This is a genomic window from Cellulosimicrobium sp. G4 BAM 1002, assembly GCF_057126935.1.
Window position 1 is genome coordinate 1 of sequence record NZ_CP182109.1, and the last position, 24,181, is coordinate 24,181.

Sequence of the window (24,181 nt, forward strand, 5' to 3'; positions counted from 1 at the left end):
CCTCCTCACGGTAGTAACCCACAGCCTGTGGACAACTATGTGGATGAGGGCTTGACGTGGCACGATCGACCCCAGCATCACACCATCCGTGACCTTCTCGTCGGCACTCGTCGTCCGCCGTCCTCCGAGCGCCCGCTCGCCGGACCAGACCGCCGTCCGACGCACGCCCTCGACCCGTGAGGAACCGCCCGTGGCCAACCCGGACGAGAACATCGCCGACGTCTGGGCGCAGACCCTGAGCATCCTCGAGGCGAGCCCTGACATCACGCCTCGCCAGATCGCGTTCATCCGGCTCGCCAAACCGCTCGCCATCCTCGACGACACGGTCTTCATCGCCGTGCCGCACGAGCAGACGCGCACCTACCTCGAGACGCGCGTGCGTGACGAGCTCGTCACCGCCATGTCGTCGTGCCTCGGCCGCGACGTGCGCTTCGGCATCACCGTGGACCCCGAGCTGAGCTCGGAGCCCGTGTCCACCCCCGCAGCGCGCCCCGCCGTCGAGCGGCCCTACATCGAGCCCGACGACGGTCTGCCCGACCTACCCCCGCCCCCGCCCCCGCGCCCGCAGGCGGAACCGAGCCGACTGAACCCGAAGTACGTCTTCGAGACGTTCGTCATCGGGTCGTCGAACCGCTTTGCGCACGCGGCCGCCGTCGCGGTCGCCGAGGCCCCGGCGAAGGCGTACAACCCTCTCTTCATCTACGGCGACTCGGGCCTGGGCAAGACCCACCTGCTCCACGCGATCGGTCACTACGCCCACAACCTCTACCCGAACGTGCGGGTCCGCTACGTGAACTCCGAGGAGTTCACCAACGACTTCATCAACTCGATCGGTGAGGGCAAGGCCGGCGCGTTCCAGCGGCGCTACCGGGACGTGGACGTCCTGCTCATCGACGACATCCAGTTCCTGCAGGGCAAGGAACAGACGATGGAGGAGTTCTTCCACACGTTCAACGCCCTGCACAACGCGAACAAGCAGGTCGTCATCACGTCCGACCTGCCGCCCAAGCAGCTCAACGGGTTCGAGGACCGGCTCCGGTCCCGGTTCGAGTGGGGGCTCATCACGGACGTCCAGCCCCCGGACCTCGAGACCCGCATCGCGATCCTCCGCAAGAAGGCGTCGAGCGAGCGCCTCGCGGCTCCCGACGACGTGCTCTCCTACATCGGGTCGCGGATCTCGACCAACATCCGCGAGCTGGAGGGCGCCCTGATCCGTGTCACGGCGTTCGCGAACCTCAACCGCCAGCAGGTCGACCTCCCGCTGGCGGAGATCGTCCTCAAGGACCTCATCACCGACGAGGACAGCGCCGAGATCACGCCCGCCGCGATCATCGCGCAGACGGCCGCGTACTTCGGCCTCACGATCGAGGACCTCTGCGGCAGCTCCCGGTCCCGCGTCCTCGTGACGGCCCGGCAGATCGCCATGTACCTGTGCCGCGAGCTGACGGATCTCTCGCTGCCCAAGATCGGCCAGCAGTTCGGCGGACGAGACCACACGACGGTCATGCACGCGAACCGCAAGATCACCGAGCAGATGGCGGAGCGACGGTCCACCTACAACCAGGTCACCGAGCTCACGAGCCGGATCAAGCAGCAGCACCGCGGCTGACGCTGCCCACCCTGACCACCGGACAAGACCCGGCCGTCGACGACGACGCGCCGGGTCCACAGCGATCCCCACCGCCGTGCACAGATCTGTGGATATCCGGGTCGTGCCGTCGAGAAGTGCCTTCTCATCACCGGAAACACCCTCTCGTACACAGCGTGTGGGTCGAGTTGTCCACAGTCATCCACAGGCTCGCTGTGGGTTGTGACATCCGCGCGATCCGGCGTCCCACTGGCGACCACAGGTGGGCACCCACGTCCGGGAAGCGCGTGATCTCTCGGGTTTTCCCCGTTTCTCCTGTGGACAAGCGTCATCAACAGGCCGCTGTGGACGGCGTTCCGTACACAGCAACGTCCACATCACTGTGGATAACTGTGGACGAAGGGCCCGTTCGTGTGGACGACGACCTCCTCATCGGTGGACGACATGTGGGGACGAATCGGCTGCCCACAGGGCCTGCGACTTTCCCACAGCGGCCCCACCGGTTCGTCCACACGCAAAAAGGCGCCCTGACCTGCACAAAGACCGGATATCCACTGGTTCCACAACCCCTATGACGACGACTAACGTGATCAAAGGGGGAATTCCACACGCCTTCATCAGGCTCCGAGCGACGAGGGACCCACTGCGCGTCGACGGTGCCTCCGGGCCGGCCGGAGCCGTCCCTCCACATCCTCTCCAGGGGCACGGACGAGCGCTCGTTCCAGTTCCTCCGGCACCTCACCTCGCGTAGGGTTCATCCACGACAGGGTCGCGTCAGGGCGTACCCGCGAGGTACATGTGAAGATCGAGTCCGATCCTGGGCGTAGGGACGAGAGGGTGTGGGATGAAGTTCCGGGTTGAGCGTGATGTCCTGGCCGACGCGGTGACCTGGACGGCGCGGACCCTGCCGACCCGCCCGCCCGCTCCCGTCCTCGCAGGCGTACGCCTCGAGGCCGACGCGTCGGGCACGATCGGTCTGTCGAGCTTCGACTACGAGGTCTCCGCCCGCTCAGAGATCCCTGCTGAGGTGAGCGAGCCCGGCACGGTCCTCGTCTCCGGCCGCCTCCTCGCCGAGATCTCTCGTGCGCTGCCCGCCAAGCCCGTCGACGTCGCGCTCGAGGGCAACAAGGTGATCGTCACGTGCGGCGCCAGCCGGTTCACGCTCCTCACCATGCCTGTGGACGAGTACCCGGCGCTGCCTGCGATGCCCGAGCTCTCTGGCACGGTGTCCGGCGACGAGCTGACGAACGCCGTCGCGCAGGTGACCGTGGCCGCGAGCCGCGACGACACCCTTCCCCTCCTCACCGGGGTGCGCGTCGAGATCGAGGGCGAGCGCATCACCCTGCTCGCGACGGACCGGTACCGCCTCGCGCTGCGCGAGCTCACGTGGACGCCGGTCACCCCGAGCTTCTCGGCGGTCGCGCTCGTGCGTGCCCGCACCCTGAACGACGTCGCGAAGTCCCTCGGGAGCTCGGGCCTGGTCAACGTCGGGCTCAACACCGGGGCCGGGGTGGACCTCATCGGGTTCGAGGCCGGCGGCCGCCACACCACGTCCCAGCTCGTCGACGGCGACTACCCCGCAGTGCGCCGCCTCTTCCCCGACGAGACGCCGATCCACGCCGTCGTCCCGACGGCGCCGCTCATCGACGCGGCGAAGCGCGTCGCGCTCGTCGCGGAGCGCAACACCCCGATCCGCCTGTCGTTCACGGACGGTCAGGTCGTCCTCGACGCCGGCCAGGGTGACGACGCGCAGGCCTCCGAGGCGCTCGAGGCGGTCCTCGTGGGTGAGGACATCTCCGTCGCGTTCAACCCCCAGTTCCTCCTCGACGGGCTCGGCGCGCTCGGCACAGACTTCGTCCGCCTGAGCTTCACGCACCCCAACAAGCCCGTCGAGTTCACCGGCCAGGACTCCCTGGACGGCGAGGACTCGTCCCACTACCGCTACCTGCTCGTCCCCATCCGCTTCGCCGGCTGACGGCCCCGCACCGCACCCGCACGGAACCACTCCCACGGAGGACCCCGCATGGTCACGCGTATCGGACTCGTCGGTCTCGGCAAGATGGGCAACAACATGCGTGCGCGCATCCGTGCCGCAGGCATCGAGGTCACCGGCTACGACCCGCGCCCCGAGGTGTCCGACGTCGCGTCGCTCGGCGAGCTCGTCGCGGCACTGCCCCAGGACGAGCCGCGCATCGTGTGGGTCATGGTCCCCGCGGGAGAGCCGACGCGCGGCGTCGTCACGGAGCTGGGAGGCCTCCTCGGCGAGGGGGACGTCGTCATCGAGGGCGGCAACTCGCACTACGCCGAGGACCAGGCGCGCGCCGGCGAGCTGCGTGAGAAGGGCGTCGGCTACCTCGACGTCGGCGTCTCGGGCGGCGTGTGGGGCCTCGAGAACGGGTACGGCCTCATGGTCGGTGGCGACGCGGAACTCGTCGCGGCGGCCATGCCGGTCTTCGACGCGCTGCGGCCCGACGGACCCCGTGACGAAGGCTTCGTCCACGCCGGCGAGGTGGGCGCGGGACACTTCGCCAAGATGGTCCACAACGGCATCGAGTACGGCCTCATGCAGGCGTACGCCGAGGGCTACGAGCTGCTCGCGGCGAAGAGCGACGTCGTCAAGGACGTCCACGGCACGATGAAGGCCTGGACGCGGGGCACCGTCGTGCGGTCGTGGCTCCTCGACCTCTTCGTCAAGGCGCTCGAGGAGGACCCTCAGCTCGCCGCGATCGACGACTGGGTCGACGACTCGGGCGAGGGCCGGTGGACCGTCGACGAGGCGATCGACAACGCCGTCCCGCTCCCTGTGATCTCCGCCGCGCTCTTCGCACGCTTCGCGTCGCGCCAGGAGCAGTCCCCCGCACTGAAGGCCGTCGCGGCGCTGCGCCAGCAGTTCGGTGGTCACGCGGTCAAGGCCGCCGGGCCGGCGTCCCCGGGCGCGGGCCCGCTCGAGCCTCCCGCCTGACCGACTCTCGTCGCCACCCCCGAACGCTCCCGCATGTACGTCTCGCACCTGTCCCTCGTCGACTTCCGCTCCTACGGGTCCGTCGACCTGGAGCTCGGCCCGGGTGTCAACGCCCTCGTCGGCCCGAACGGGCAGGGCAAGACGAACCTCGTCGAGGCGATCGGCTACGTCGCGACGCTCGCGAGCCACCGCGTGGCCGGCGACGCGGCCCTCGTCCGGGCGGGCGCCCCGCGCGCCGTCGTGCGCACGCGCGTCGTGCGCGGCGACCGCGCGAGCACGATCGAGCTCGAGATCACGCCGGGCAAGGCGAACCGCGCGCGCATCAACCGGTCCCCCGCGTCCAAGCCCCGCGACGTCCTGGGGATCGTCCGGACCGTCCTCTTCGCGCCCGAGGACCTCGCGCTCGTCAAGGGAGACCCCGACGGCCGGCGACGCTTCCTCGACCAGCTCGCGGTCCTGCTCGTGCCCCGCGTCTCCGGGCTGCTCGCCGACTACGACCGGGTCCTGCGCCAGCGCGGTGCCCTCCTCAAGTCCGCGGCCGCCCTCCGCGGGCGCGGCCGTGGGTCACGTCGCGCACGGCCCGCGCCGGAACCGCCCGTGCCCGACGGCGAGGCACCCGTCGTCGACGACGTCACCTCGGCCCTCGCGACGCTCGACGTGTGGGACACCCGCCTGGCGAGCCTGGGTGCCGAGATCATGGCGCTGCGCCTGCAGCTCGTCGCAGCCCTCGCGCCCTACGTGGCCGAGGCGTACGACCAGGTCAGCGCGGGACAGGGCAAGGCGCTCGTCACCTACCGGTCCTCGGTCGACGAGGCGCTCGACGACGATGCGGCGCCCGTCGACGACTCGGCCGCCGGTCAGGACGGCGGTGAGCGGTCCGGCTTGTCGGACGCGCCGTCGTCGGCCATCCCGGGCGTGCCGACGCTCGAGGAGCGCATGCTGGGAGCCATGCAGGCGGTGCGGGGCAAGGAGATCGAGCGCGGCGTGAACCTCGTCGGTCCGCACCGTGACGACCTCGTCCTCACCCTGGGCGGTCTGCCCGCCAAGGGGTACGCGAGCCACGGCGAGTCGTGGTCGTTCGCGCTCGCGCTGCGGCTCGCGTCCTACCGGCTCCTCAAGGACGGCGCCCCGCCGGGGCTCGAGTCCCTCCTGTGGGCGGACCAGTGGGGTCCCGACGGCGAGCCGATCCTCGTCCTGGACGACGTCTTCGCCGAGCTCGACGTCCGCCGTCGTGAGCGGCTCGCCGAGCTCGTCGCCGACGCCGGCCAGGTCATCATCACCGCAGCGGTGCCCGACGACGTCCCGTCCCTGCTCGACGGCGCGCGGTACTCCGTCCACGACGGGACGGTGACCCGTGACGAGCAGTGAGGACGACGCTGCGTCGCGGGAGGCGAGGGACGCCGTGCCGCCTCCCTCCCCCGCCGTGCCGTCTCACCTTCCCGGGATGCTCCCGGGCGGAGACGACGAGGTCCCGGCTCTCGGCACGTCGTCGCACCTCTTCGAGCTGGACGACGGGGGATCAACCTGGCCATCCACAACGGGTGTCGACGACGGTGCGGGCGATCCTTCGCACGCCCGGGTAGGCCGGTCGTCGTCGGACCCGTTGGCGCCGGCTGGCGGCGCGGCAGCAGCCGCGGCCTGGCGAGCGCGTGAGCCGTCCCCAGGTGAGACGCCTCCGCGCGCGACGGGGGCTGGGACCTCGGGAACGCGAGCGACCTCCCAGGGTGACGCGCCGAAGAGCGAGGATCCCGCTGGCGGAGCCGACCACGCCGACCTGAGTGCCGACGAGGTGCCGCGGGCGACCGGGGTGCCCGTGGGGCACGTCGTGGAGCTGACGCCACCGGCGGAGGTCGCTCGGCAAGCGCTGAACCGGGCGAAGGCGGCTGCGCGGGCGAAGGGGCTGCGCCCGGGGCAGGAGCCGCGGCGTCGGATCCTGGCGGACGCGCCGTCGTCGGGCGCGCGGCCGAGCGGTCGCGACCCGCAGCGGCTGGCCGACGTCCTCGCGCACCTGCTGCGCGAGCGAGACTGGGTCGCGGACGTGTCGGTCGGTGGCGTGGTTGGTCGGTGGCGGGAGGTCGTCGGCGACCAGGTGGCCGACCACTGCGAGCCGGAGACGTTCGAGGACAAGGTGCTCGTCGTACGTGCGGACTCGACGGCGTGGGCGACGCAGGTGCGGTTGCTGACGCCGCGTCTCCTGGAGCGCCTGGCGCAGGAGGTCGGGGAGGGCGTGGTGGAGACGGTGACCGTGCTGGGCCCTGCCGGTCCCAGCTTCCGGCGCGGCAAGAAGTCCGTCCGCGGCCCGGGCCCGCGCGACACCTGGGGCTGAGCGGGGCACGCGCCCTCCGAGACGACGCAGGGCCCGCCGCGACCGTGGTCGCGGCGGGCCCTGCGTCACCCGGTCGTCAGGGACGACCGGCGGTCGTCACGCCTGGACGCGACGGCGGAGCCAGAACACGAGGGCCCCTCCGCCGACGAGCAGCGCGGCGAAGCCGACCGCACCGGCGACGGTCGCGCCGGTCGACGCGAGCTGCGCTCCGTCTCCCGCTGCCGGGGCGGCGACGTCCTCGGCCGCGACGGGCGCGACCGGCGGGTTCGCGCACGCGCTCGTGGCCGGCGGGTACGTCACGACGGTCGAGTAGGACGGGTTGACCTCGAAGAGGACCTCGACGCCGTCCCGCGTCCACGCGTAGTTCCCCTCGGTCTCGGTGTACGAGCCGTCCTCGTTGCGGACGAACCCGGGCCACTGCTTGGGCTCCTCGGCCGAGGCGCCCGGCCAGAGGATCGTCCCGCTGAGAGGCTGGTCCGTGACGACGTAGTTCTCGCCGCCGCTCGGGTGGAGGAACGTGATCGTCAGCGGCGTCTCGTCATCGACGGTCGTGCCCGCCGGAAGCTCGACGGCGTAGCCGAGGTAGGGGACGTCGCCCTGGCACACGGACTCGATGGCGCCCGGCACGAGCGCGCACTCCTCGTCCGAGGGCACGAGCGCGGCGAGGGGGAAGAGCGCGCTGCGCCCGTCCTCGGCGAGGACGTATCCGAGCGTCCCGGTCTCCTCGGAGAACGTGACCGTCTCGCTCTTCGGCTCGGCGAGGATGCCCTCGGCGACGTGCGTGTAGCGGAACTCCGCGGACTCGCTCGGGAGCGTCAGGTCGGTGACGTCGGCGCCACAGACCTCGGTCGGCTCAGGGACGACGGGCGTCGCCGGCACCGGTGCCGGCGCAGAGGGGACCTCCTGCCCATCGTCGGGCGTGTCGCACGCTTCGTCGCCGAGGAACGTCGGGAGCTCCTGGTGGACCCAGTCGAGGAGCGTGCCGTCGGGGAACGGGTTGAGGTGATGGCCCTCGGGCGAGTACTCGATGTCGGTCGGCAGGTCGTCCAGCCCGTTCGGGAGGTCGACGAGGTCCTGCTGCACCCCCCACGCCGTGCACAGCTCCGGCACGGTGACGTCCTCGTCGATGGTCCTCGCCACGGCGAGGACGTCGTCGAGGTCGAGCGGCGTGACGACCCACTCCTTGCTGCCCCACTCCGGGCGCTCGGTCTCGCCGCTCGTGACGATCTTCTGGTGGCCGGAGTTCTCCCAGGCCGCCGGCTTCCCCGCGTCGAGCTTCGGGTAGACGTACACGCCGACCTGGACGAGGTTCGGCCCCTCCGGCGCCTCGCAAGCGGTCGTGGTGCCGTCCCAGCTCTTGTCGTACTGCTTCGAGTCGGACGCGTCGACCGAGACGCTCCAGGTGTGGTCCTGCGTCGGGTCGAGCTCGTACGTCTTCTCGAAGCTGCGGTCGAAGCTCCGCGGCTCGAGAGTCTTGCCGTCGATGACGACGGTCAGTCCGTTGTCGCGGGCGTACGCCCACAGCTTGACGTCCAGGCCGTAGCAGTCGGCGGTGGGCTCGCCGCTGTGGGCGGAGGCGGGTGCCGCGGTGGCCACCAGCAGCCCGCCGAGAGCGAGCGCTGTCGCCGCGGCGCTCGCGAGGAGTCTCTTCACGGAGGAGGGGTCCCTTCAGGGGTGGGCGCCCGCGCGTCGACCACTCGAGCGCGGACGACGCGCGAATCATGATTGTGTGTGGTATTAGACCACTTATCGCGCGAAAGGTAGATAGCCGACTTGCGAGGTGAGACCCCTTCGTGACCTTCCGGGAAGCGGCCTCGAGCGAGACCTGCGGATCGACGGTGGGCGCCTCGCAGCGGGACGGTGGACAACCCTGTGGATAACTGTGTGGAGGACTTCCGTGGGCACGGCGCGGATCGCGTCGGGAACTCGCCCGAAGATGTCCCCAGGAGGGCCAGGATCCGCGGATTTCGGGTCGTGGCGGGTAGACTGGGGAGGTCATTCCGGGTCTTGTCACCACTCGCTCGCGCAGCCCTCTCGAGGGGGCACGACCAGCCCTCGTCGGCGTGGTCGTTCCTCGTCGCGTGGAGCTGGCGCAGACGGCGGTGCGGGCCCGGAACCTATGAGCAACCGCGACGGCTTCCGCAAGATCCGGCCGCCGGGTGCACGACGACGAGGAGCAGTCCTGCCCGTGGCAGAGCACACCGAGACCGCCATCACCGACCCGACGGCGCCCGCTCCCGCGGCCCCGCCCACGGGTGGCGGCTACGACGCGAGCAACATCACCGTCCTCGAAGGTCTGGAGGCGGTCCGCAAGCGTCCGGGCATGTACATCGGCTCGACGGGCGAACGTGGCCTTCACCACCTTGTGTACGAGGTTGTGGATAACTCTGTGGACGAGGCCCTCGCAGGGCACGCCGACACGATCGACGTCACGCTCCTCGCCGACGGTGGTGTCCGCGTCGTCGACAACGGTCGTGGCATCCCCGTCGCGATCCACCCGACGGAGGGCAGGCCGACCGTCGAGGTCGTCATGACGATCCTCCACGCGGGCGGCAAGTTCGGCGGGGGCGGCTACGCGGTGTCGGGCGGTCTCCACGGCGTGGGCATCTCGGTCGTCAACGCGCTGTCGACCCGCGTCGTCACCGAGGTCCAGCGCGATGGCTACGCGTGGCGTCAGGAGTTCGTCGACGGCGGCAAGCCCGCGGGCGAGCTCTTCCGCGGCGAACCGACGGAGGCCACCGGGACCACCCAGACGTTCTGGGCCGACCCGGGGATCTTCGAGACGACCGAGTACGACTTCGAGACCCTGCGCGCGCGGTTCCAGCAGATGGCGTTCCTCAACAAGGGACTGCGCATCACGCTGACCGACGAGCGGCCCGCGCACCTCGACACGGGCGACGAGGTGACCGGTGGCGACGGCACGACGGCGGGCGACGCCGACGGCGGGACGACCGCGAGGGGCGGCGACGCGTCGTCGGGCGCGTCGAAGCCGGCCGCCCGCACGGTGAGCTACAAGTACGACGGCGGCCTCGTCGACTACGTCAAGCACCTCAACGGCGCCAAGAAGGTCGAGCTCGTCCACCCGGACGTCATCGACTTCGAGTCCGAGGACACGGAGCGGCGCATCTCCGTGGAGATCGCCATGCAGTGGACGAACGCCTACTCGGAGTCGGTCCACACGTACGCCAACACGATCTCCACCACCGAGGGCGGCACGCACGAGGAGGGCTTCCGCGCGGCGATGACCTCGCTGGTCAACCGCTACGCGCGCGACAAGGGCATCCTCAAGGAGAAGGACGACAACCTCACGGGCGACGACATCCGCGAGGGACTGACCGCCGTCGTCTCCGTGAAGCTCGGCGAGCCGCAGTTCGAGGGCCAGACGAAGACCAAGCTCGGCAACACCGAGGCGAAGACGTTCGTCCAGCGCGTCGTCAACGAGCGCCTCAACGACTGGTTCGACTCGCACCCCGGCGAGGGCCGCGACGTCATCCGCAAGGCGATCCAGGCGTCGCAGGCCCGTCTCGCTGCCCGCAAGGCGCGCGAGGCGACCCGGCGCAAGGGCCTGCTCGAGTCGGGCGGCATGCCCGGCAAGCTGCGCGACTGCCAGTCGAACCGCGCCGAGGAGTGCGAGATCTTCATCGTCGAGGGTGACTCCGCGGGCGGCTCGGCCGTGCGCGGGCGCAACCCCCGGACGCAGGCGATCCTCCCGATCCGCGGCAAGATCCTCAACGTCGAGCGCGCGCGCCTCGACCGGGCCCTGTCCAACCAGGAGGTCCAGTCGATCATCACGGCGTTCGGCACCGGCATCGGCGAGGACTTCGACCTGGCCAGGCTCCGGTACCACAAGATCGTCCTCATGGCCGACGCCGACGTCGACGGTCAGCACATCGCGACGCTCCTGCTCACTCTCCTGTTCCGGTACATGCGGCCGCTCATCGAGAACGGCCACGTCTACCTCGCGCAGCCGCCGCTGTACCGCCTCAAGTGGTCCAACGCGCCGCACGACTACGTGTACTCCGACAAGGAGCGCGACGCGTTCCTCGCCGCCGGGCAGGCCGCCGGCAAGCGGATCCCCAAGGAGAACGGGATCCAGCGCTACAAGGGTCTCGGCGAGATGGACTACTCCGAGCTGTGGGACACCACCATGGACCCCGAGCACCGCACCCTCAACCAGGTCACGCTCGACGACGCCGCCGCGGCCGACGAGATCTTCTCCGTCCTCATGGGCGAGGACGTCGAGTCCCGCCGCAGCTTCATCCAGCGCAACGCGAAGGACGTGCGGTTCCTTGACATCTGAGCCGCGGCGCGCCGACGGACGAGCGGGTGGTGCGGCGTCGGATGCGAAGGGCGTAGAAGCCGCGCTCGTGAACGGACAGCCGACGGACCAGGGCGACAGCGCGGCCAGCCCGAGCGCCGACGGCGCACCACCCGCGGACCCGACCACAGCGCACGACGGAACCACGACGCACGACGAGACGAACGAACGAGGTAGATCGTGACCGACGAGCAGAACCCCGAGATCGAGCCCACGGCTCCTGGCGACGGCGACGCGGGCGACGCGATCGTGCACGCCGACGGGACGGCCGTCGCGGTGCACCACGGGCGGATCGAGCAGGTGGACCTGCAGCTCGAGATGCAGCGGTCGTACCTCGACTACGCGATGAGCGTCATCGTCGGGCGCGCGCTGCCGGACGTGCGCGACGGCCTCAAGCCGGTGCACCGGCGCGTGCTGTACGCGATGTACGACGGCGGGTACCGGCCGGACCGGTCGTACTCGAAGTGCTCGCGCGTCGTCGGCGACGTCATGGGCAAGTTCCACCCGCACGGTGACACGGCGATCTACGACGCGCTCGTGCGGCTGGTCCAGGACTGGTCGCTGCGCTACCCGCTGGTCGCGGGCCAGGGGAACTTCGGCTCCCCCGGCAACGACCCGGCCGCGGCCCCGCGGTACACCGAGTGCCGCATGGCGCCGCTGGCCATGGAGATGGTCCGGGACATCGACAAGGACACGGTCGACTTCCAGGACAACTACGACGGCCGCACCCAGGAGCCGGCGGTCCTCCCGGCCCGGTTCCCGAACCTGCTCGTCAACGGCTCGGCGGGCATCGCCGTCGGCATGGCGACGAACATCCCGCCGCACAACCTGCGCGAGGTCGCCGAGGGCGTGCAGTGGCACCTCGACAACCCGGACGCGTCCCGCGAGGAGCTGCTCGCGGCACTCCTGCTGCGCATCAAGGGCCCGGACTTCCCGACGGGCGCGACGATCCTCGGGCACAAGGGCATCGAGGAGGCTTACCGCACGGGCCGCGGCTCGATCACGATGCGCGCGGTGGTCAACGTCGAGGAGATCCAGGGGCGCGTGTGCCTGGTCGTCACCGAGCTGCCGTACCAGGTCAACCCGGACAACCTCGCCGCGAAGATCGCCGACCTCGTCAAGGACGGCCGCATGCAGGGCATCGCGGACATCCGTGACGAGACGTCGGGCCGAACGGGCCAGCGCCTCGTCGTCGTGCTCAAGCGCGACGCCGTCGCGAAGGTCGTCCTCAACAACCTGTACAAGCACACGCAGCTGCAGGACACGTTCGGCGCGAACATGCTCGCGCTGGTCGACGGCGTCCCGCGCACGCTGAGCCTCGACGCGTTCATCCGGCACTGGACGGCGCACCAGCTCGACGTCGTCGTCCGTCGCACGCAGTACCTGCTGCGCGAGGCCGAGAAGGCGATCCACATCTACCGCGGCTACCTCAAGGCGCTCGACGCGCTCGACGAGGTCATCGCGCTCATCCGCCGTTCTCCCGACGCGGACCAGGCCCGCGAGGGGCTGATGGGTCTCCTCGACATCGACGAGGTCCAGGCGACGGCGATCCTCAACATGCAGCTGCGGCGCCTCGCCGCGCTGCAGCGCCAGGAGATCATCGACCAGCACGACAAGCTGGAGCGGGAGATCAAGGAGTACGAGGCGATCCTCGCCTCCGAGGAGCGGCAGCGGCAGATCGTCGGCACCGAGATGCGGGAGATCGTCGACAAGTACGGCGACGAGCGCCGGACGACGATCCTCCCCTTCGACGGCGAGGTCTCGATCGAGGACCTCATCGCCGAGGAGGAGATGGTCGTCACCATCACGCGCGGCGGCTACGCGAAGCGCACGCGGTCGGACAACTACCGGGCGCAGAAGCGTGGCGGCAAGGGCGTGCGCGGCGCGCAGCTGCGCGAGGACGACATCGTCGACCACTTCTTCGTCACGACGACGCACCACTGGCTGCTGTTCTTCACGAACCTGGGGCGCGTCTACCGGGCGAAGGCGTACGAGCTGCCCGAGGGCGGTCGCGACGCGAAGGGCCAGCACGTCGCCAACCTGCTCGCGTTCCAGCCGGGCGAGAAGATCGCGCAGGTCCTCGACCTGCGCGACTACGACGCCGCGGAGTACCTCGTGCTCGCGACACGACGCGGCCTGGTGAAGAAGACACGGCTCACGGAGTACGACTCGCCGCGCTCCGGGGGGCTCATCGCCATCAACCTGCGCGAGGACGACGCCGGCACTCCCGACGAGCTCGTCGCGGCCCTGCTCGTGGACGCCACGGACGACCTGATCCTCGTCTCGCGCAAGGGCCAGTCGATCCGGTTCACCGCGGACGACGACACGATGCGTCCGCTGGGCCGTGCGACGTCCGGGGTCACGGGCATGAAGTTCCGTGCCGACGACGAACTGCTCTCGGCCGACGTCGTCCGAGAGGGCTCGGACCTGTTCGTCGTGACGGAGGGCGGCTTCGCGAAGCGCACCCAGATCGACGAGTACCGCGTCCAGGGGCGCGGTGGGCTCGGCATCAAGGTCGCCAATCTGGTGGAGGCTCGTGGAGATCTCGTGGGGGCTCTGGTGACGGAGGCCGACGACGAGGTGCTGGTGATCATGGAGCGGGGGAAGATCGTGCGGTCCGCGGTCGGCGAGGTGAACCTCACCGGTCGCACCACGCAGGGGGTGACGTTCGCGAAGCCCGACAAGGGCGACCGCATCATCGCGGTCGCGCGGAACGTCGAGCGTCGTCTCGGGGAGGATCGGGATACCGTGGTGAACGAGGACGGGACCGGCACGGCCCCGCACGAGCCCGACCCGAGCAGTGCACGGAGCATCGACCCGAGCGCCACGGCCGAGGAGGCCGGCGGCGACGAGACGGCCCCCGGAACCACCGAGGAAACCAGATGAGCAGCGACAAGAACGCACCGCCGACGATCACGCCGAAGCTGACCGTCCCGCGGCCCGACGCGACGACGAGCTCGTCGCGTCCGGCGGTCGACCCGTCGTCGAACGGTCACGGCTCGTCGAACGGGTCGTCCCCGGGTACGGGCAACGGCACGCCGAACGGCGCGTCACGCGCTGCCGCGACCGCGGCACCGCCGCCTCCCCCGCCGCCTCCCCCGGTCCAGGGCTCGGCACAGGGCTTGGCACAGGGCTCGACGGTCGACGCCGACGGGATGGAGAGGGCGTCGGGCGAGAGCCGCGTCGCGGTCGCCCGTGCAGGCGCCGTCAAGGCCGCTGCGGCGGCGATCGCCGCGGCGAAGACGGCTGCGAAGAAGGTGTCGGCCGCGGTGCCGGCGGCCCCGGCAGAGACCGAGGGCTCCCAGGACGACGAGATCGACGACAGGACGGTGAGGCGCGTGCCGACGACCACCTCTCCCTCCACCGCCCAGGGCACCGCCGCCGGCGCTGCTCCTGCGACGTCGACGGAGTCCTCGAACGGCGGCGCGATGCACTACTCCGCGGCCGGCGTCACGGGGACCGCGAGCCCGGTCACGGGCGCCACGCCCGCCGTCGGGACGGCGACGGGTGCGACGCCCGCTGTCCGGCAGGACGGCGGCCCTCGCCGTGTGCGTCTCGCGGTGTCGCGCGTCGACCCGTGGTCGGCCATGAAGCTGGGCTTCCTCCTCGCGGTGGCCATCGGGATCATGACGGTGGTCGCCGCGGCGGTCGTCTGGTACGTCCTCGACAGCATGCAGGTCTTCTTCAAGCTCGAGGAGCTCGTCGCGCAGGTCCTCGGCGAGGAGAACAACGTCGACATCCTCCAGTTCGTCGAGTTCGGTCGTGTGATCTCGCTCGCGACCCTCCTCGGCGTGATCAACGTGGTGATCATCACGGCGCTCTCCACGATCATGGCGTTCCTGTACAACATCGTCGCCGCGCTCGTGGGCGGCGTGCACCTCACGCTGACGGACGACTGACGCTCCACGGGACCCGCTGCCGGTTCCCGCGGCCTCTCGGTTTGGGTCTGCGGGTCCCGGTGGGGTAATCTCAAGCGCTGCTTGCGTGCGGAGCAGCCCTTCGGGGCTGTCCGGCGAGGCGCGAACGGGCCTATAGCTCAGACGGTTAGAGCGCTTCCCTGATAAGGAAGAGGTCAGAGGTTCAAGTCCTCTTAGGCCCACTGCCGAAACCCACTCGAGGGGGGAACGTCATGAAGAAGATCCTCGTCCTGCTCCTGGCAGCCGGAGCGGGCTACCTCCTGTGGCGCAAGTACTCGGAGGACAACGCCGAGCGCGACCTCTGGGCAGAGGTCACCGACACCTTCGAGTGAACGCCACGTGACCGGCCCCAGGCCGCGTCGCCCGGGGCCATGGCGCAATTGGTAGCGCACCTGCTTTGCAAGCAGGGGGTTGGGGGTTCGAGTCCCCCTGGCTCCACCACGGAAGGGCCTCCGACGTCTGTCGTCGGGGGTCCTTCTCGCTGTCCGGATGCGGACACCTAGGATCTCCCGACCACGGCGCGCGAGGATGCCCCGACGAGCGTGCGGCTACGCTCGTTCCTGCTCCGCCGTTCGAGGTCGGGAAGGGGGCGAGGACGGTGTCTCTGGGAGAGTCCCGGCGGACTCCGCGCTGGATCGTCCTGGCCTTCCTCCTGGCCAGCTTCGCATGGGCGCCGATCATCGCGCTGTCCTTCACCGCGCCGCCGACGCCCCTGCTCACGGTGGCCTTCGTCGGGGGCCTGGTGCTGCTCGGGCTCGCGCTGCTGCTCGTCCTCCTCGACGTCGTCGCGCTCGCCCAGGACCGGGTGTCGCGGAGGTGGAAGGTCACGCTGCTGGTGGCGCTCACCGTGGCGCTCTGGGCCCCGACATTCTCGTGGGCCGAGCCGGGCGAGCAGCCCTGGGCATGGGTCGCGGGCTTCGTCGTCGCCGCCTCCGGGCTGGCCGGCTGGCGCAGCGGCGTCGTGGCGGCCGTCGTGCTCGGCGGTGCCGCCGCGGCCGGCGGCGCCGTCTTCGACGGGTCGGCCCTCCCGAGCGTCGTCACGACCTTCGGCGTCGCCCTCACGGTGTGGGCCATGTGCCAGGCGCTGGTGTGGTTGCACCGGCTGTGGTGGTCCGCGCAGGACGGACGGGAGGCACAGGCACGCCTCGCGGTCGCCGAGGAACGGCTGCGCGTCGGCCGCGAGCTGCACGACGTGCTCGGACGACGCCTTGCCGTCATCGCGCTCAAGGCCGAGCGAGCCGCCGACCTCGCGGCGCGAGACCCCGGCGGGGCCGCGAGCGAGAGCCGGAGCATCCGTGACCTCGCGGCCGGAGCGCTCCGGGAGGCCCGACGCACGATCCACGGGGAGGCCGTCACGGACCTCCCGTCGCAGCTGCGGTCGGCAGACCTGGTGCTCCGCTCGGCAGGGATCGCCCCGGAGGTCGCTGTCGATCCCCAGACACTCTCCGCCGTGCCGCCGCCGCTCGCCGGGGTCTTCGCGACGGTCGTCCGCGAGGCCGTCACGAACGTCCTGCGTCACAGCGACGCCCGCACCGCATCGATCCGTGTCGTGGTGCAGGGACCGGAGACGACGTTGAGCGTGGAGAACGACGGCGTCCGCCCCGCGGCGGGGGCCGACGGGGCCGGCGGGACCGGTCTTGCTGCTCTCGCAGCACGGTGCGGTGCCGTCGGTGCGGACCTCGTCGCCGGCCCGGACGGGGACGACCGCTTCGTGGTGCGGGTGAGACACTCGGCGCGGTCGGGGAGGTCGTCATGAGCGGACGGATCCGGGTGCTCCTCGCCGAGGACGACGAGCTGATCCGGGAGGCCCTGGTCGGACTCCTGGAGCGGGAGCCGGATGTGGACGTCGTCGCCACCGCCCGCGACGGCCGCCAGGCGATCGACCGAGCGCTGCTCCACGCGCCCGACGTCGCCGTCGTCGACCTGCACATGCCGGGGGTGGACGGGCTCGGCGTCATCGGGGAGCTCGCGCGGACGCTCCCGCAGTGCGCGGGCGTGATCCTCACTGGCCACGGCCACCCGCACGTGCTGCGCGAGGCCCTCGCCTCGGGGGCGCGAGGTTTCCTCGCGAAGGGGGCGCCGGGCACCGCGCTCGCGGACGTCGTGCGACGGGTCCACGAGGGGCAGCGCTACGTCGACCCCGTCCTGGCCGCGGACGCGCTGACCGTGGCCCCGTCGCCGTTGACCGCTCGGGAGACCGCCGTGCTGGCGGCCGCGCAGCAGGACCGTGCCGTCCGCGACGTGGCTCGGGAGCTCTTCCTCTCGCCGGCCACGGTGCGCAACTACCTCGCATCGGTCAGCCGCAAGCTCGGGGCGGACAACAGGTCTCACGCGTACCGCATCGCGCGCGAGAACGGCTGGGTCTGACGAGGCGCCTCGGTCAGCGCCCGCACGGGCGTTCCGTGCGTCATTCACGGGTCCGCCGTGCGGGGCTCCGACCGAGACTCACGAGCATGGACACACAGCAGCCTCGTCTCGACCCCGCACAGCACCACGGCACCCACCGCGAGCACGGTGTGGGCCGCCGTCTCCTGGAGCGCTGGCCGTCCCTCGTCGGACTGCTCGCTCTCCTTCTCAACGTCACGAACGGCCCCGACGCGCACGTGACCGCGATGATCATCGTCATCGCCTCGGCGTGCTACCTCGCGACCAGCGCGATCGGTTCACGGCGCAGCGGCTGGGTCGTGGTCGCAGGCGCGATCGTCGCCGTCGCCCTCGCGCGCGTCACCGGGCTCGACCCGACCGTGACGCTGCTGGTCCTGGGTGTGGCGTTCGCGGTGCTCGGCCTCCTCCGGGGTGCCGACGTCGACCGCCGCGAGCTGGGCACCCAGGCCCTGGGGTTCCTGGGCTTCAGCGCCGTCGCGCTCACGGCCATGATGGTCGGCCCCGTCCCCGCGCTCTACCTGGCGGCGCTGGCCGCCGTCGGGCACGCCGCGTGGGACGTCGTCCACCTCGTCAGGGACCGGGTCGTGCCTCGCTCCCTCGCGGAGGCCTGCTTCGTGCTCGATCTGGGCCTCGGCGTCGCGATGCTGTGCCTCGCCGCACTCGTAGCGGTGTAGCGGAGGTCGGCAGGACGCCCGGGCACGACGAGGGCCCCACCATGCGGTGGGGCCCTCGTCGCGGGTGGGTCGACGGTTGCTCAGTCGTCGCCGGCCTTCTCCGACTTCCGGACGGCGTCCTCGGCAGCGCCCTCGGCTGCCTCGCGGGACTTTCTCGCCTCGGCCGCGTCCGCGTCCGTCACCTGGGCGGAACCCGGGAGGGGTGCCTGGGAGGACTCCGTGCCGGACTCCTTGGCGGTCGTCCCGGGGCGGGCGGAGCGAGCGCGGCTCGTGGCCTTCTTCGCGGCCTCCTTCGCCTCGCCGACGGCGTCGGTCACGCGGTCGCTCACGTCGCCCCGGACCTCCGCGGCGCGCTCGGCGATCTTGTCGGTCGCCTCGCGGCCCTTCGCGACCGCGACGCCCGCCGCCTCACCGAGCTGCTCGGCGGCGTCGCCCACGGCGTGCCGGGCGTCACCGACGACGTCGTCGAAGTGGACCTGCTGCTCCTCCTGCTCCCACGGCTCGGCCCACGGGTCCGTCGTCGGCTGGGCGCGCCGGTACAGCACGTAGCCGACCCCCGCGGCAGTGACGCCACCGGCGATCCACCACAGCGTCTTGCCCTTGCCCTTCGACGCGTCCGCCTCGGCAGCCTTCGCGGCCGCCTTGTCGGCGGCCGCCGCAAGCTTGGCCGCCGCCTTGTCGGCCGCCTTGTCGGCACCCTTCGCGGCCTTCTTGCCGGCCTTGCCCGCTGCCTTCTGCGCCTGCTTCGAGGCCTCGGCGGCGGCCTTTTGCGCCTGCTTCGCGAGCTTGCGCGACTTCCTGCCCGTCGCGGCTGCGGTGGCCGCGGCTGCGGCGGCTGTCGCCTCGGCGGCGTCGTCCGAGGCGCGCTGGGCGGCCTCGGACGCCGAGGCGGCCGCGGCGTTGAAGCTCGCGACGATCTTCGGCAGCACGTCGTCGACGAGCTTGTCGTGCGCGGTGTCGATCGCCGGCGCGGCCTTGCCGGCGGCCTTCTCGACGCGCGGCGCCGCGGCCTGGATGCTGTCCTGCCAGGCCTTCTCGACGCGCGGCTGCAGCCACTCGAGGAACGCCTCGACCTTCGGCGTCCCCCACTCCTTGGCCTGCGCCGCGGCGTCCTTCGCCTGGTCCGCGAGCTGGGTCGCGGCGGTCTGCGCGGTCGCGGCCGCCTGAGCGGCCTGTTCCTTGAGCTTCTCTGTGTCGATCTGCTCGAGCGTGTCCTTGACGGAGTCGCTCGCTGAGCGAGAACGGGTCATGCGTGCTCCCCGGGGTCGTCGTCCGGCGCGGACGTTCTGGTGGATGCGGTGTATGACTTTCCGCCCACTCTGCCACCACCGCCCCCGCCCCGCGAGACGGCACGTGGGACGGGTCGCGCGCGGGTCTCGTGGGAGGATGGTGCGCATGTTCGCAACCCTCCACACGACCGCAGGCGACATCCGTATCGAGCTCCTGCCGAACCACGCCCCGAAGACGGTGGCGAACTTCGTCGGGCTCGCGAAGGGCACCACGACGTGGTCCGACCCGCGCACCGGGGCCGAGCGCTCCGAGCCCTTCTACGACGGCCTGATCTTCCACCGCGTGATCAAGGACTTCATGATCCAGGGCGGCTGCCCGCTCGGCACCGGCACGGGTGGCCCCGGATACACGTTCAACGACGAGATCCACCCCGAGCTCCAGTTCGACCGCCCGTACCTCCTGGCGATGGCGAACGCCGGCCTGCGCCGCAACCCGGTCTCGGGCGAGGTCGAGGGCACGAACGGTTCGCAGTTCTTCGTCTCGACCGTGCCGACCCCGTGGCTCAACGGCAAGCACACGATCTTCGGCGAGGTCGCGGACGACGCGTCGCGCGCCGTCGTGGACGCCATCAACGAGACGCGCACCCGCCCCGGCGACCGTCCCCAGGAGGACATCGTCATCAGCTCCGTGACGATCGAGGACTGACCATCTCGACACCTCCCGGGCCGCCCGGCCCACCCGCCTACGGGACGGCAGGACCGCACGACGGTCCCGCCGTCCCGCCGGTCTGCCCGCGCCACCCGGACCGCGTGTCGTACGTGCGCTGCCAGCGCTGCGGGCGCCCGACGTGCCCGGAGTGCCAGCGCCCGGCCGCCGTCGGCGTGCAGTGCGTCGACTGCGTCCGCGAGAGCGCGCGGCAGGCACCGACGGCACGCACCGCGCTGGGCGGCAAGGTCGGCTCCGGCCGGCCGGTGGTGACGTTCACGATCATCGGCCTGTGCGTGGTGAGCTGGATCCTCCAGCTCGTCACGGGCGGCGAGTGGACGAGCATGCTCGCGTTCGCGCCGTGGATCGGCGAGCTGCAGCCCTACCGCTTCCTCACCGCGGCGTTCCTGCACTCGACGAGCCCCGTCCACATCCTCTTCAACATGTACGCCCTGTGGATCACGGGCCCGTTCCTCGAGCAGCAGCTCGGGCGCGCGCGGTTCACCGCGCTCTACCTGCTGTCCGCCCTGGGCGGTTCCGTCGGGTACCTCGTCCTCGCGGGCGGCCCGACGTCGGAGGCGTGGCTCACCCCAGTCGTCGGCGCCTCGGGAGCGGTGTTCGGGCTCTTCGGCGCGATCCTCCTCGTGCTGCGCCGCACCGGCCGCAACGCGATGCAGATCGTCGTGCTCATCGGCATCAACTTCGCGATCGGCCTGTTCTTCCCCGGCATCGCGTGGCAGGCGCACCTGGGCGGACTGATCGTGGGCCTGGCGCTGGGCGCGGCGTACGCCTACGCGCCGCGGGAACGACGCACGCTCGTTTCCGTGGGCGCGACGGCGGCCGTGGCGATCGCCCTCGTCGTCGCCGCGTGGCTCACGTACGCGTCGGCGGACCAGTTCGCCCACCTCGTGGGCTGAGCGACTGCGTCTCCAGCGCCCCGCCCGCGAAGTTATCCCCAGGTTTGCTCACAGGTGTGGAACTACACGCCTGTGGTTCGTCGGGGCGGCTACTTCCAGCGCGTCGTGAGCGCGAAGCCCGCGATGATGAACGCGAAGCCGACGGCGAGGTTCCAGGCTCCCAGCGGCGGGATCGGGAGCTGCGCGGAGCCGCTCAGGTAGAACAGGACGATCCACGCGAGCCCGACGAGCATGAGCCCGAGCATCGTCGGGACGAGCCAGCGCGGGTTGCCCGTCTCGGGCTTGGGCGCACGCGGCTCGCGAGGTGCCTTGGGCTTCTTGCGGGACTTCGACTCGGGCACGAGGGAGGGCTCCTGTCCTGGTGGGGTCCGCTGCCGACGGCGGTGGTGACGCGTCGCGGGAGCGGACGCCTGCCGTCGTCGTGCAGGAACCGTGCATGGCTCGGGTGAAGGTCGTCGACGGGCGGGCGAGGTCCGTGGGAGCACGGGTTCGTCACGATCGTGGACGACGTTCGTCGACTAGCGTAGTGGGCGCACACAATAGGGAACGACACGGCCGACCACCGACGGCCGTCGGGTGACCGGTGGCAACCCGCCCAGGAAGGAGACGGTCGCGTGAGCAGCAGCACCGAACCGTCCGCGGCGGGGCCCGGTCCGGCACCCTCGCGCGCGCGGCGCGTGCGCTCGGCGGTGAGCGTCGCCCTCGTCCTCGCCCTCGCCGGGCTGATGTTCACGGCGAACGCGCGCCTGTCGCGCGGCGAGGAGTCGCGCCACCCCGAGAACCTGGCGCAGCTCGTCGACAAGGAGTCGGACCGTGTCGCCGACCTCGCGGCCCAGGTCGACGCCCTGACCCGTGAGGTCGCCGGGCTGTCCGACACGGAGGACTCCCCGGTCGGCGTCGACCCCGACCTCGCGTCGCGCACCGCCCTCGCGGCCGGCACCGTGCCGGTGCGCGGGTCAGGGCTGTCCGTGTCGCTCGACGACGCCCCGCCCGAGGGGAACTATCCGGCGCAGATCCGTCCCGACGACCTCGTCGTGCACCAGCAGGACATCCAGGCCGTCGTGAACGCCCTCTGGGCGGGCGGCGCCGAGGCGATGACGCTGCAGGGACAGCGCGTGACGGCGACGTCGGCGTTCCGGTGCGCGGGGAACATCCTCCTGCTGCACGGCCGCGTGTACTCGCCGCCGTACGTCGTCGAGGCCGTGGGTGACCCCGACGCGCTGCGTGACGCGCTCGAGCGCTCCCCCGGCGTGCAGGTCTACCAGGAGTACGTCGAGGCCGTGAACCTGGGCTGGGCCGTCGAGGACCACGAGAACCTCGAGCTGCCGAGCTACGAGGGCGGGCTCGAGCTGCGGTACGCCCGTCCGGCGGCCGCGGTGGCGTCGTGACCGCGACCGTCTCGGGGCCGGTGCGGCACGCGGGAGCGCGCGAGGGCGGCCGCGGCGCGGTGTCCGCCGTCGTCGGGGTCGTCGGAGAGCTGCTCATCACCCTCGGCGTGCTGCTGGGTCTCTACGTCGTGTGGCAGCTGTGGTGGACCGACGTCCAGGCGGACCGCGTGCAGGCCGAGGTGCTCGCGGAACTCGACGCGCCCGCGCCGGACCCGGCCGACGTCGCGACGACGGTCCGTCGCGACGCGCCCCCCGTCATGGCGCCGCCCGCGCTCGGCGAGGTCTTCGGGACGCTGCGCGTCCCGCGCTGGGGCGACGTGGTCATGCCGATCGCGGAGGGTACGGACAAGCGGAGCATCCTCGACAAGGCGATGGCCGGCCACTACCCCGAGACCGTCATGCCGGGCGACGTCGGGAACTTCTCGGTCGCCGGGCACCGGCAGACCTACGGGAAGATCTTCCACGACGTGGAGGAGCTCGAGATCGGCGACCCGATCGTCGTCGAGGCGGGCGGCGTCTGGTACGTCTACCGCGTCGACCAGATGGAGGCCGTCGAGCCGGACCAGGTCGAGGCCGTCGCGCCCGTGCCCTGGCAGCCCGGCGTCGAGCCCACCGAGCGGTACCTGACCTTGACCACGTGCCACCCGATCGGGCTCAACTCGCTCGTGGCGCGGTTCATCGTGAACGCGAAGCTGGACTACTGGATGCCCGTCGAGGACGGCACCCCGCCGGACCTCGTGGGCCAGACCGCACCCCCGGCCGAGGCGTCGGCCATCTCCCTGCCCGCCGGTGCAGGGACCGGCACGAACGACGGGAGCGCATGATGTACGGGGCGCTGTGGCGCGTGCTCCCCGGCCCCGCGTGGGTCCGGGTGCTCCTCCTGCTCGTCCTCGCGGCCGCCGTCGTGCTCGCGTGCTTCGAGTGGCTGTTCCCCCTCGTGTCCGAGTACATGCCCTTCAACGATCCGAACATCCAGACGGGCGCTGCCGGCCTCGTCCTGCCACCCGTGGAGGCACCGCGATGACTCGCCAGACCCGCATCCTCGTCGTCGACAACTACGACTCGTTCGTCTACACGATCGTCGGGTACCTCGACCAGCTCGGCGCGCAGACCGTCGTCGTGCGCAACGACGCCGTGCCCGAGCCCGACGCCGAGGGCCGGTTCCACGACGCCGACGGCACGGTCTTCGACGGCGTGCTCGTCTCCCCCGGCCCCGGTACCCCCAAGGAGGCCGGGCAGAGCGAGCAGGTCATCCGGGCGTGCGCCGCGTCGCGCACGCCGATGCTCGGGGTCTGCCTCGGCCACCAGGCTCTCGCGGAGGTGTACGGCGCGACCGTCACGCACGCGCCAGAGCTCATGCACGGCAAGACGAGCCTCGTCGAGCACGACGGCGAGGGCGTCCTCGCCGGTCTGCCCGCCCCGTTCACCGCGACGCGCTACCACTCGCTCGCCGTCGTGACCGACACCGTGCCCGCGGAGCTCGAGGTCACCGCCGCGACCGCCGGCGGCGTCATCATGGGCGTCCAGCACCGCGACCTGCCGTTGCACGGCGTCCAGTTCCACCCGGAGTCGGTGCTCACCGAGGGCGGCCACCGCCTCCTCGCGAACTGGCTCGAGGCGTGCGGGCTCGAGGGCGCCGTCGAGCGCTCGGCGGGCATGGCGCCGCTCGTGCGCCAGTAGGCGCGCGGTTCTCTCCCTGCACGACGACGGGCCCCCACCTCGCGAGGTGGGGGCCCGTCGTCATGAACCTGTGCGGCGTGGTGCCGCCCGG

Annotated in this window: 21 protein-coding genes and 2 tRNA genes; 20 read left to right on the plus strand and 3 right to left on the minus strand. The window is 71.4% G+C overall.

Translation table 11 applies throughout. From position 1 onward, the window contains the following. Positions 1–190: 190 nt before the first annotated feature. The 5 genes from dnaA (at position 191) to ACMXGY_RS00025 (ending at position 6,876) form a co-directional block, all read left to right on the plus strand. A complete protein-coding gene (gene dnaA / locus ACMXGY_RS00005; RefSeq protein WP_483774843.1) occupies positions 191–1,609 on the plus strand; it encodes a chromosomal replication initiator protein DnaA in 1,419 nt (472 codons plus the stop codon). 823 nt (positions 1,610–2,432) lie between these two features. Continuing rightward, complete coding sequence (gene dnaN, locus ACMXGY_RS00010) at positions 2,433–3,563, plus strand: DNA polymerase III subunit beta (RefSeq protein ID WP_483774844.1); 1,131 nt, start codon at positions 2,433–2,435, stop codon at positions 3,561–3,563. A gap of 48 nt (positions 3,564–3,611) precedes the next feature. Beyond that, a complete protein-coding gene (gene gnd / locus ACMXGY_RS00015; protein WP_483774845.1) occupies positions 3,612–4,550 on the plus strand; it encodes a phosphogluconate dehydrogenase (NAD(+)-dependent, decarboxylating) in 939 nt (312 codons plus the stop codon). A gap of 33 nt (positions 4,551–4,583) precedes the next feature. Further along, positions 4,584–5,918, plus strand: a complete 1,335-nt coding sequence (locus tag ACMXGY_RS00020; RefSeq protein ID WP_483774846.1) for a DNA replication/repair protein RecF — start codon at positions 4,584–4,586, stop codon at positions 5,916–5,918. Between the two features lie 445 nt (positions 5,919–6,363). Next, entirely contained in the window at positions 6,364–6,876 is a 513-nt protein-coding gene (locus ACMXGY_RS00025; RefSeq protein ID WP_483774847.1) for a DciA family protein, read from the plus strand. A 96-nt stretch (positions 6,877–6,972) separates the two neighbouring features. Here the strand turns inward: ACMXGY_RS00025 and ACMXGY_RS00030 are convergent, their stop codons facing one another. Beyond that, on the minus strand, positions 6,973–8,529 hold the full coding sequence (locus tag ACMXGY_RS00030; protein WP_483774848.1) for a hypothetical protein: 1,557 nt from the start codon (positions 8,527–8,529) through the stop codon (positions 6,973–6,975). 535 nt (positions 8,530–9,064) lie between these two features. Between ACMXGY_RS00030 and gyrB the strand changes: the two genes are divergently transcribed. From gyrB to ACMXGY_RS00075, 9 genes are all read left to right on the plus strand, one after another. Then, positions 9,065–11,176: a DNA topoisomerase (ATP-hydrolyzing) subunit B gene (gene gyrB, locus ACMXGY_RS00035; RefSeq protein WP_483774849.1), complete on the plus strand. Its 2,112-nt coding sequence runs from the start codon at positions 9,065–9,067 to the stop codon at positions 11,174–11,176. Between the two features lie 198 nt (positions 11,177–11,374). Next, positions 11,375–14,080, plus strand: coding sequence for a DNA gyrase subunit A (gyrA, locus tag ACMXGY_RS00040; protein ID WP_483774850.1), 2,706 nt, complete (start codon positions 11,375–11,377; stop codon positions 14,078–14,080). Beyond that, a complete protein-coding gene (locus tag ACMXGY_RS00045; protein WP_483774851.1) occupies positions 14,077–15,093 on the plus strand; it encodes a DUF3566 domain-containing protein in 1,017 nt (338 codons plus the stop codon). Before gyrA ends, ACMXGY_RS00045 begins: the two co-directional genes overlap by 4 nt. Positions 15,094–15,219: 126 nt before the next feature. Then, positions 15,220–15,293: transfer RNA gene (locus ACMXGY_RS00050), tRNA-Ile, on the plus strand. A gap of 30 nt (positions 15,294–15,323) precedes the next feature. Beyond that, the gene (locus ACMXGY_RS00055) at positions 15,324–15,443 is read left to right on the plus strand and encodes a DLW-39 family protein (protein ID WP_483774852.1); all 120 of its coding nucleotides are present in this window, start codon (positions 15,324–15,326) and stop codon (positions 15,441–15,443) included. Positions 15,444–15,476: 33 nt separating this feature from the next. After that, positions 15,477–15,552, plus strand: a tRNA-Ala gene (locus ACMXGY_RS00060). 157 nt (positions 15,553–15,709) lie between these two features. Continuing rightward, positions 15,710–16,867, plus strand: a complete 1,158-nt coding sequence (locus ACMXGY_RS00065; protein WP_483774853.1) for a sensor histidine kinase — start codon at positions 15,710–15,712, stop codon at positions 16,865–16,867. Next, positions 16,864–17,478, plus strand: a complete 615-nt coding sequence (locus ACMXGY_RS00070; protein ID WP_483774854.1) for a response regulator — start codon at positions 16,864–16,866, stop codon at positions 17,476–17,478. Before ACMXGY_RS00065 ends, ACMXGY_RS00070 begins: the two co-directional genes overlap by 4 nt. 86 nt (positions 17,479–17,564) lie before the next feature. Continuing rightward, positions 17,565–18,170 carry a hypothetical protein gene (locus ACMXGY_RS00075; RefSeq protein ID WP_483774855.1) on the plus strand — a complete coding sequence of 202 codons (606 nt, stop codon included), beginning with the start codon at positions 17,565–17,567 and terminating at the stop codon, positions 18,168–18,170. 80 nt (positions 18,171–18,250) lie between these two features. On the opposite strand, the gene ACMXGY_RS00080 is transcribed toward ACMXGY_RS00075, so the two are convergent. After that, positions 18,251–19,420, minus strand: a complete 1,170-nt coding sequence (locus ACMXGY_RS00080) for a hypothetical protein (RefSeq protein WP_483774856.1) — start codon at positions 19,418–19,420, stop codon at positions 18,251–18,253. 145 nt (positions 19,421–19,565) lie between these two features. Between ACMXGY_RS00080 and ACMXGY_RS00085 the strand changes: the two genes are divergently transcribed. Both ACMXGY_RS00085 and ACMXGY_RS00090 read left to right on the plus strand, forming a co-directional pair. Further along, positions 19,566–20,105, plus strand: coding sequence for a peptidylprolyl isomerase (locus ACMXGY_RS00085; protein ID WP_483774857.1), 540 nt, complete (start codon positions 19,566–19,568; stop codon positions 20,103–20,105). Between the two features lie 104 nt (positions 20,106–20,209). Continuing rightward, entirely contained in the window at positions 20,210–21,022 is an 813-nt protein-coding gene (locus ACMXGY_RS00090; protein ID WP_483774858.1) for a rhomboid family intramembrane serine protease, read from the plus strand. Positions 21,023–21,111: 89 nt separating this feature from the next. Here ACMXGY_RS00090 and ACMXGY_RS00095 read toward each other — a convergent pair whose 3' ends face one another. Next, complete coding sequence (locus ACMXGY_RS00095) at positions 21,112–21,363, minus strand: cell division protein CrgA (protein ID WP_483774859.1); 252 nt, start codon at positions 21,361–21,363, stop codon at positions 21,112–21,114. A 273-nt stretch (positions 21,364–21,636) separates the two neighbouring features. On the opposite strand from ACMXGY_RS00095, the gene ACMXGY_RS00100 reads away from it, so the two are divergent. Genes ACMXGY_RS00100 through ACMXGY_RS00115 form a run of 4 tightly spaced genes read left to right on the plus strand, consistent with a single transcriptional unit; the run spans position 21,637 to position 24,090 of the window. Next, entirely contained in the window at positions 21,637–22,410 is a 774-nt protein-coding gene (locus tag ACMXGY_RS00100; RefSeq protein WP_483774860.1) for a DUF881 domain-containing protein, read from the plus strand. Next, positions 22,407–23,234, plus strand: coding sequence for a class E sortase (locus ACMXGY_RS00105; RefSeq protein ID WP_483774861.1), 828 nt, complete (start codon positions 22,407–22,409; stop codon positions 23,232–23,234). The genes ACMXGY_RS00100 and ACMXGY_RS00105 overlap by 4 nt, the downstream gene beginning before the upstream one ends. Beyond that, complete coding sequence (locus ACMXGY_RS00110) at positions 23,231–23,434, plus strand: hypothetical protein (RefSeq protein WP_483774862.1); 204 nt, start codon at positions 23,231–23,233, stop codon at positions 23,432–23,434. The genes ACMXGY_RS00105 and ACMXGY_RS00110 overlap by 4 nt, the downstream gene beginning before the upstream one ends. Beyond that, positions 23,431–24,090: an aminodeoxychorismate/anthranilate synthase component II gene (locus tag ACMXGY_RS00115; protein WP_483774863.1), complete on the plus strand. Its 660-nt coding sequence runs from the start codon at positions 23,431–23,433 to the stop codon at positions 24,088–24,090. Before ACMXGY_RS00110 ends, ACMXGY_RS00115 begins: the two co-directional genes overlap by 4 nt. The last annotated feature ends 91 nt before the right edge of the window (positions 24,091–24,181 follow it).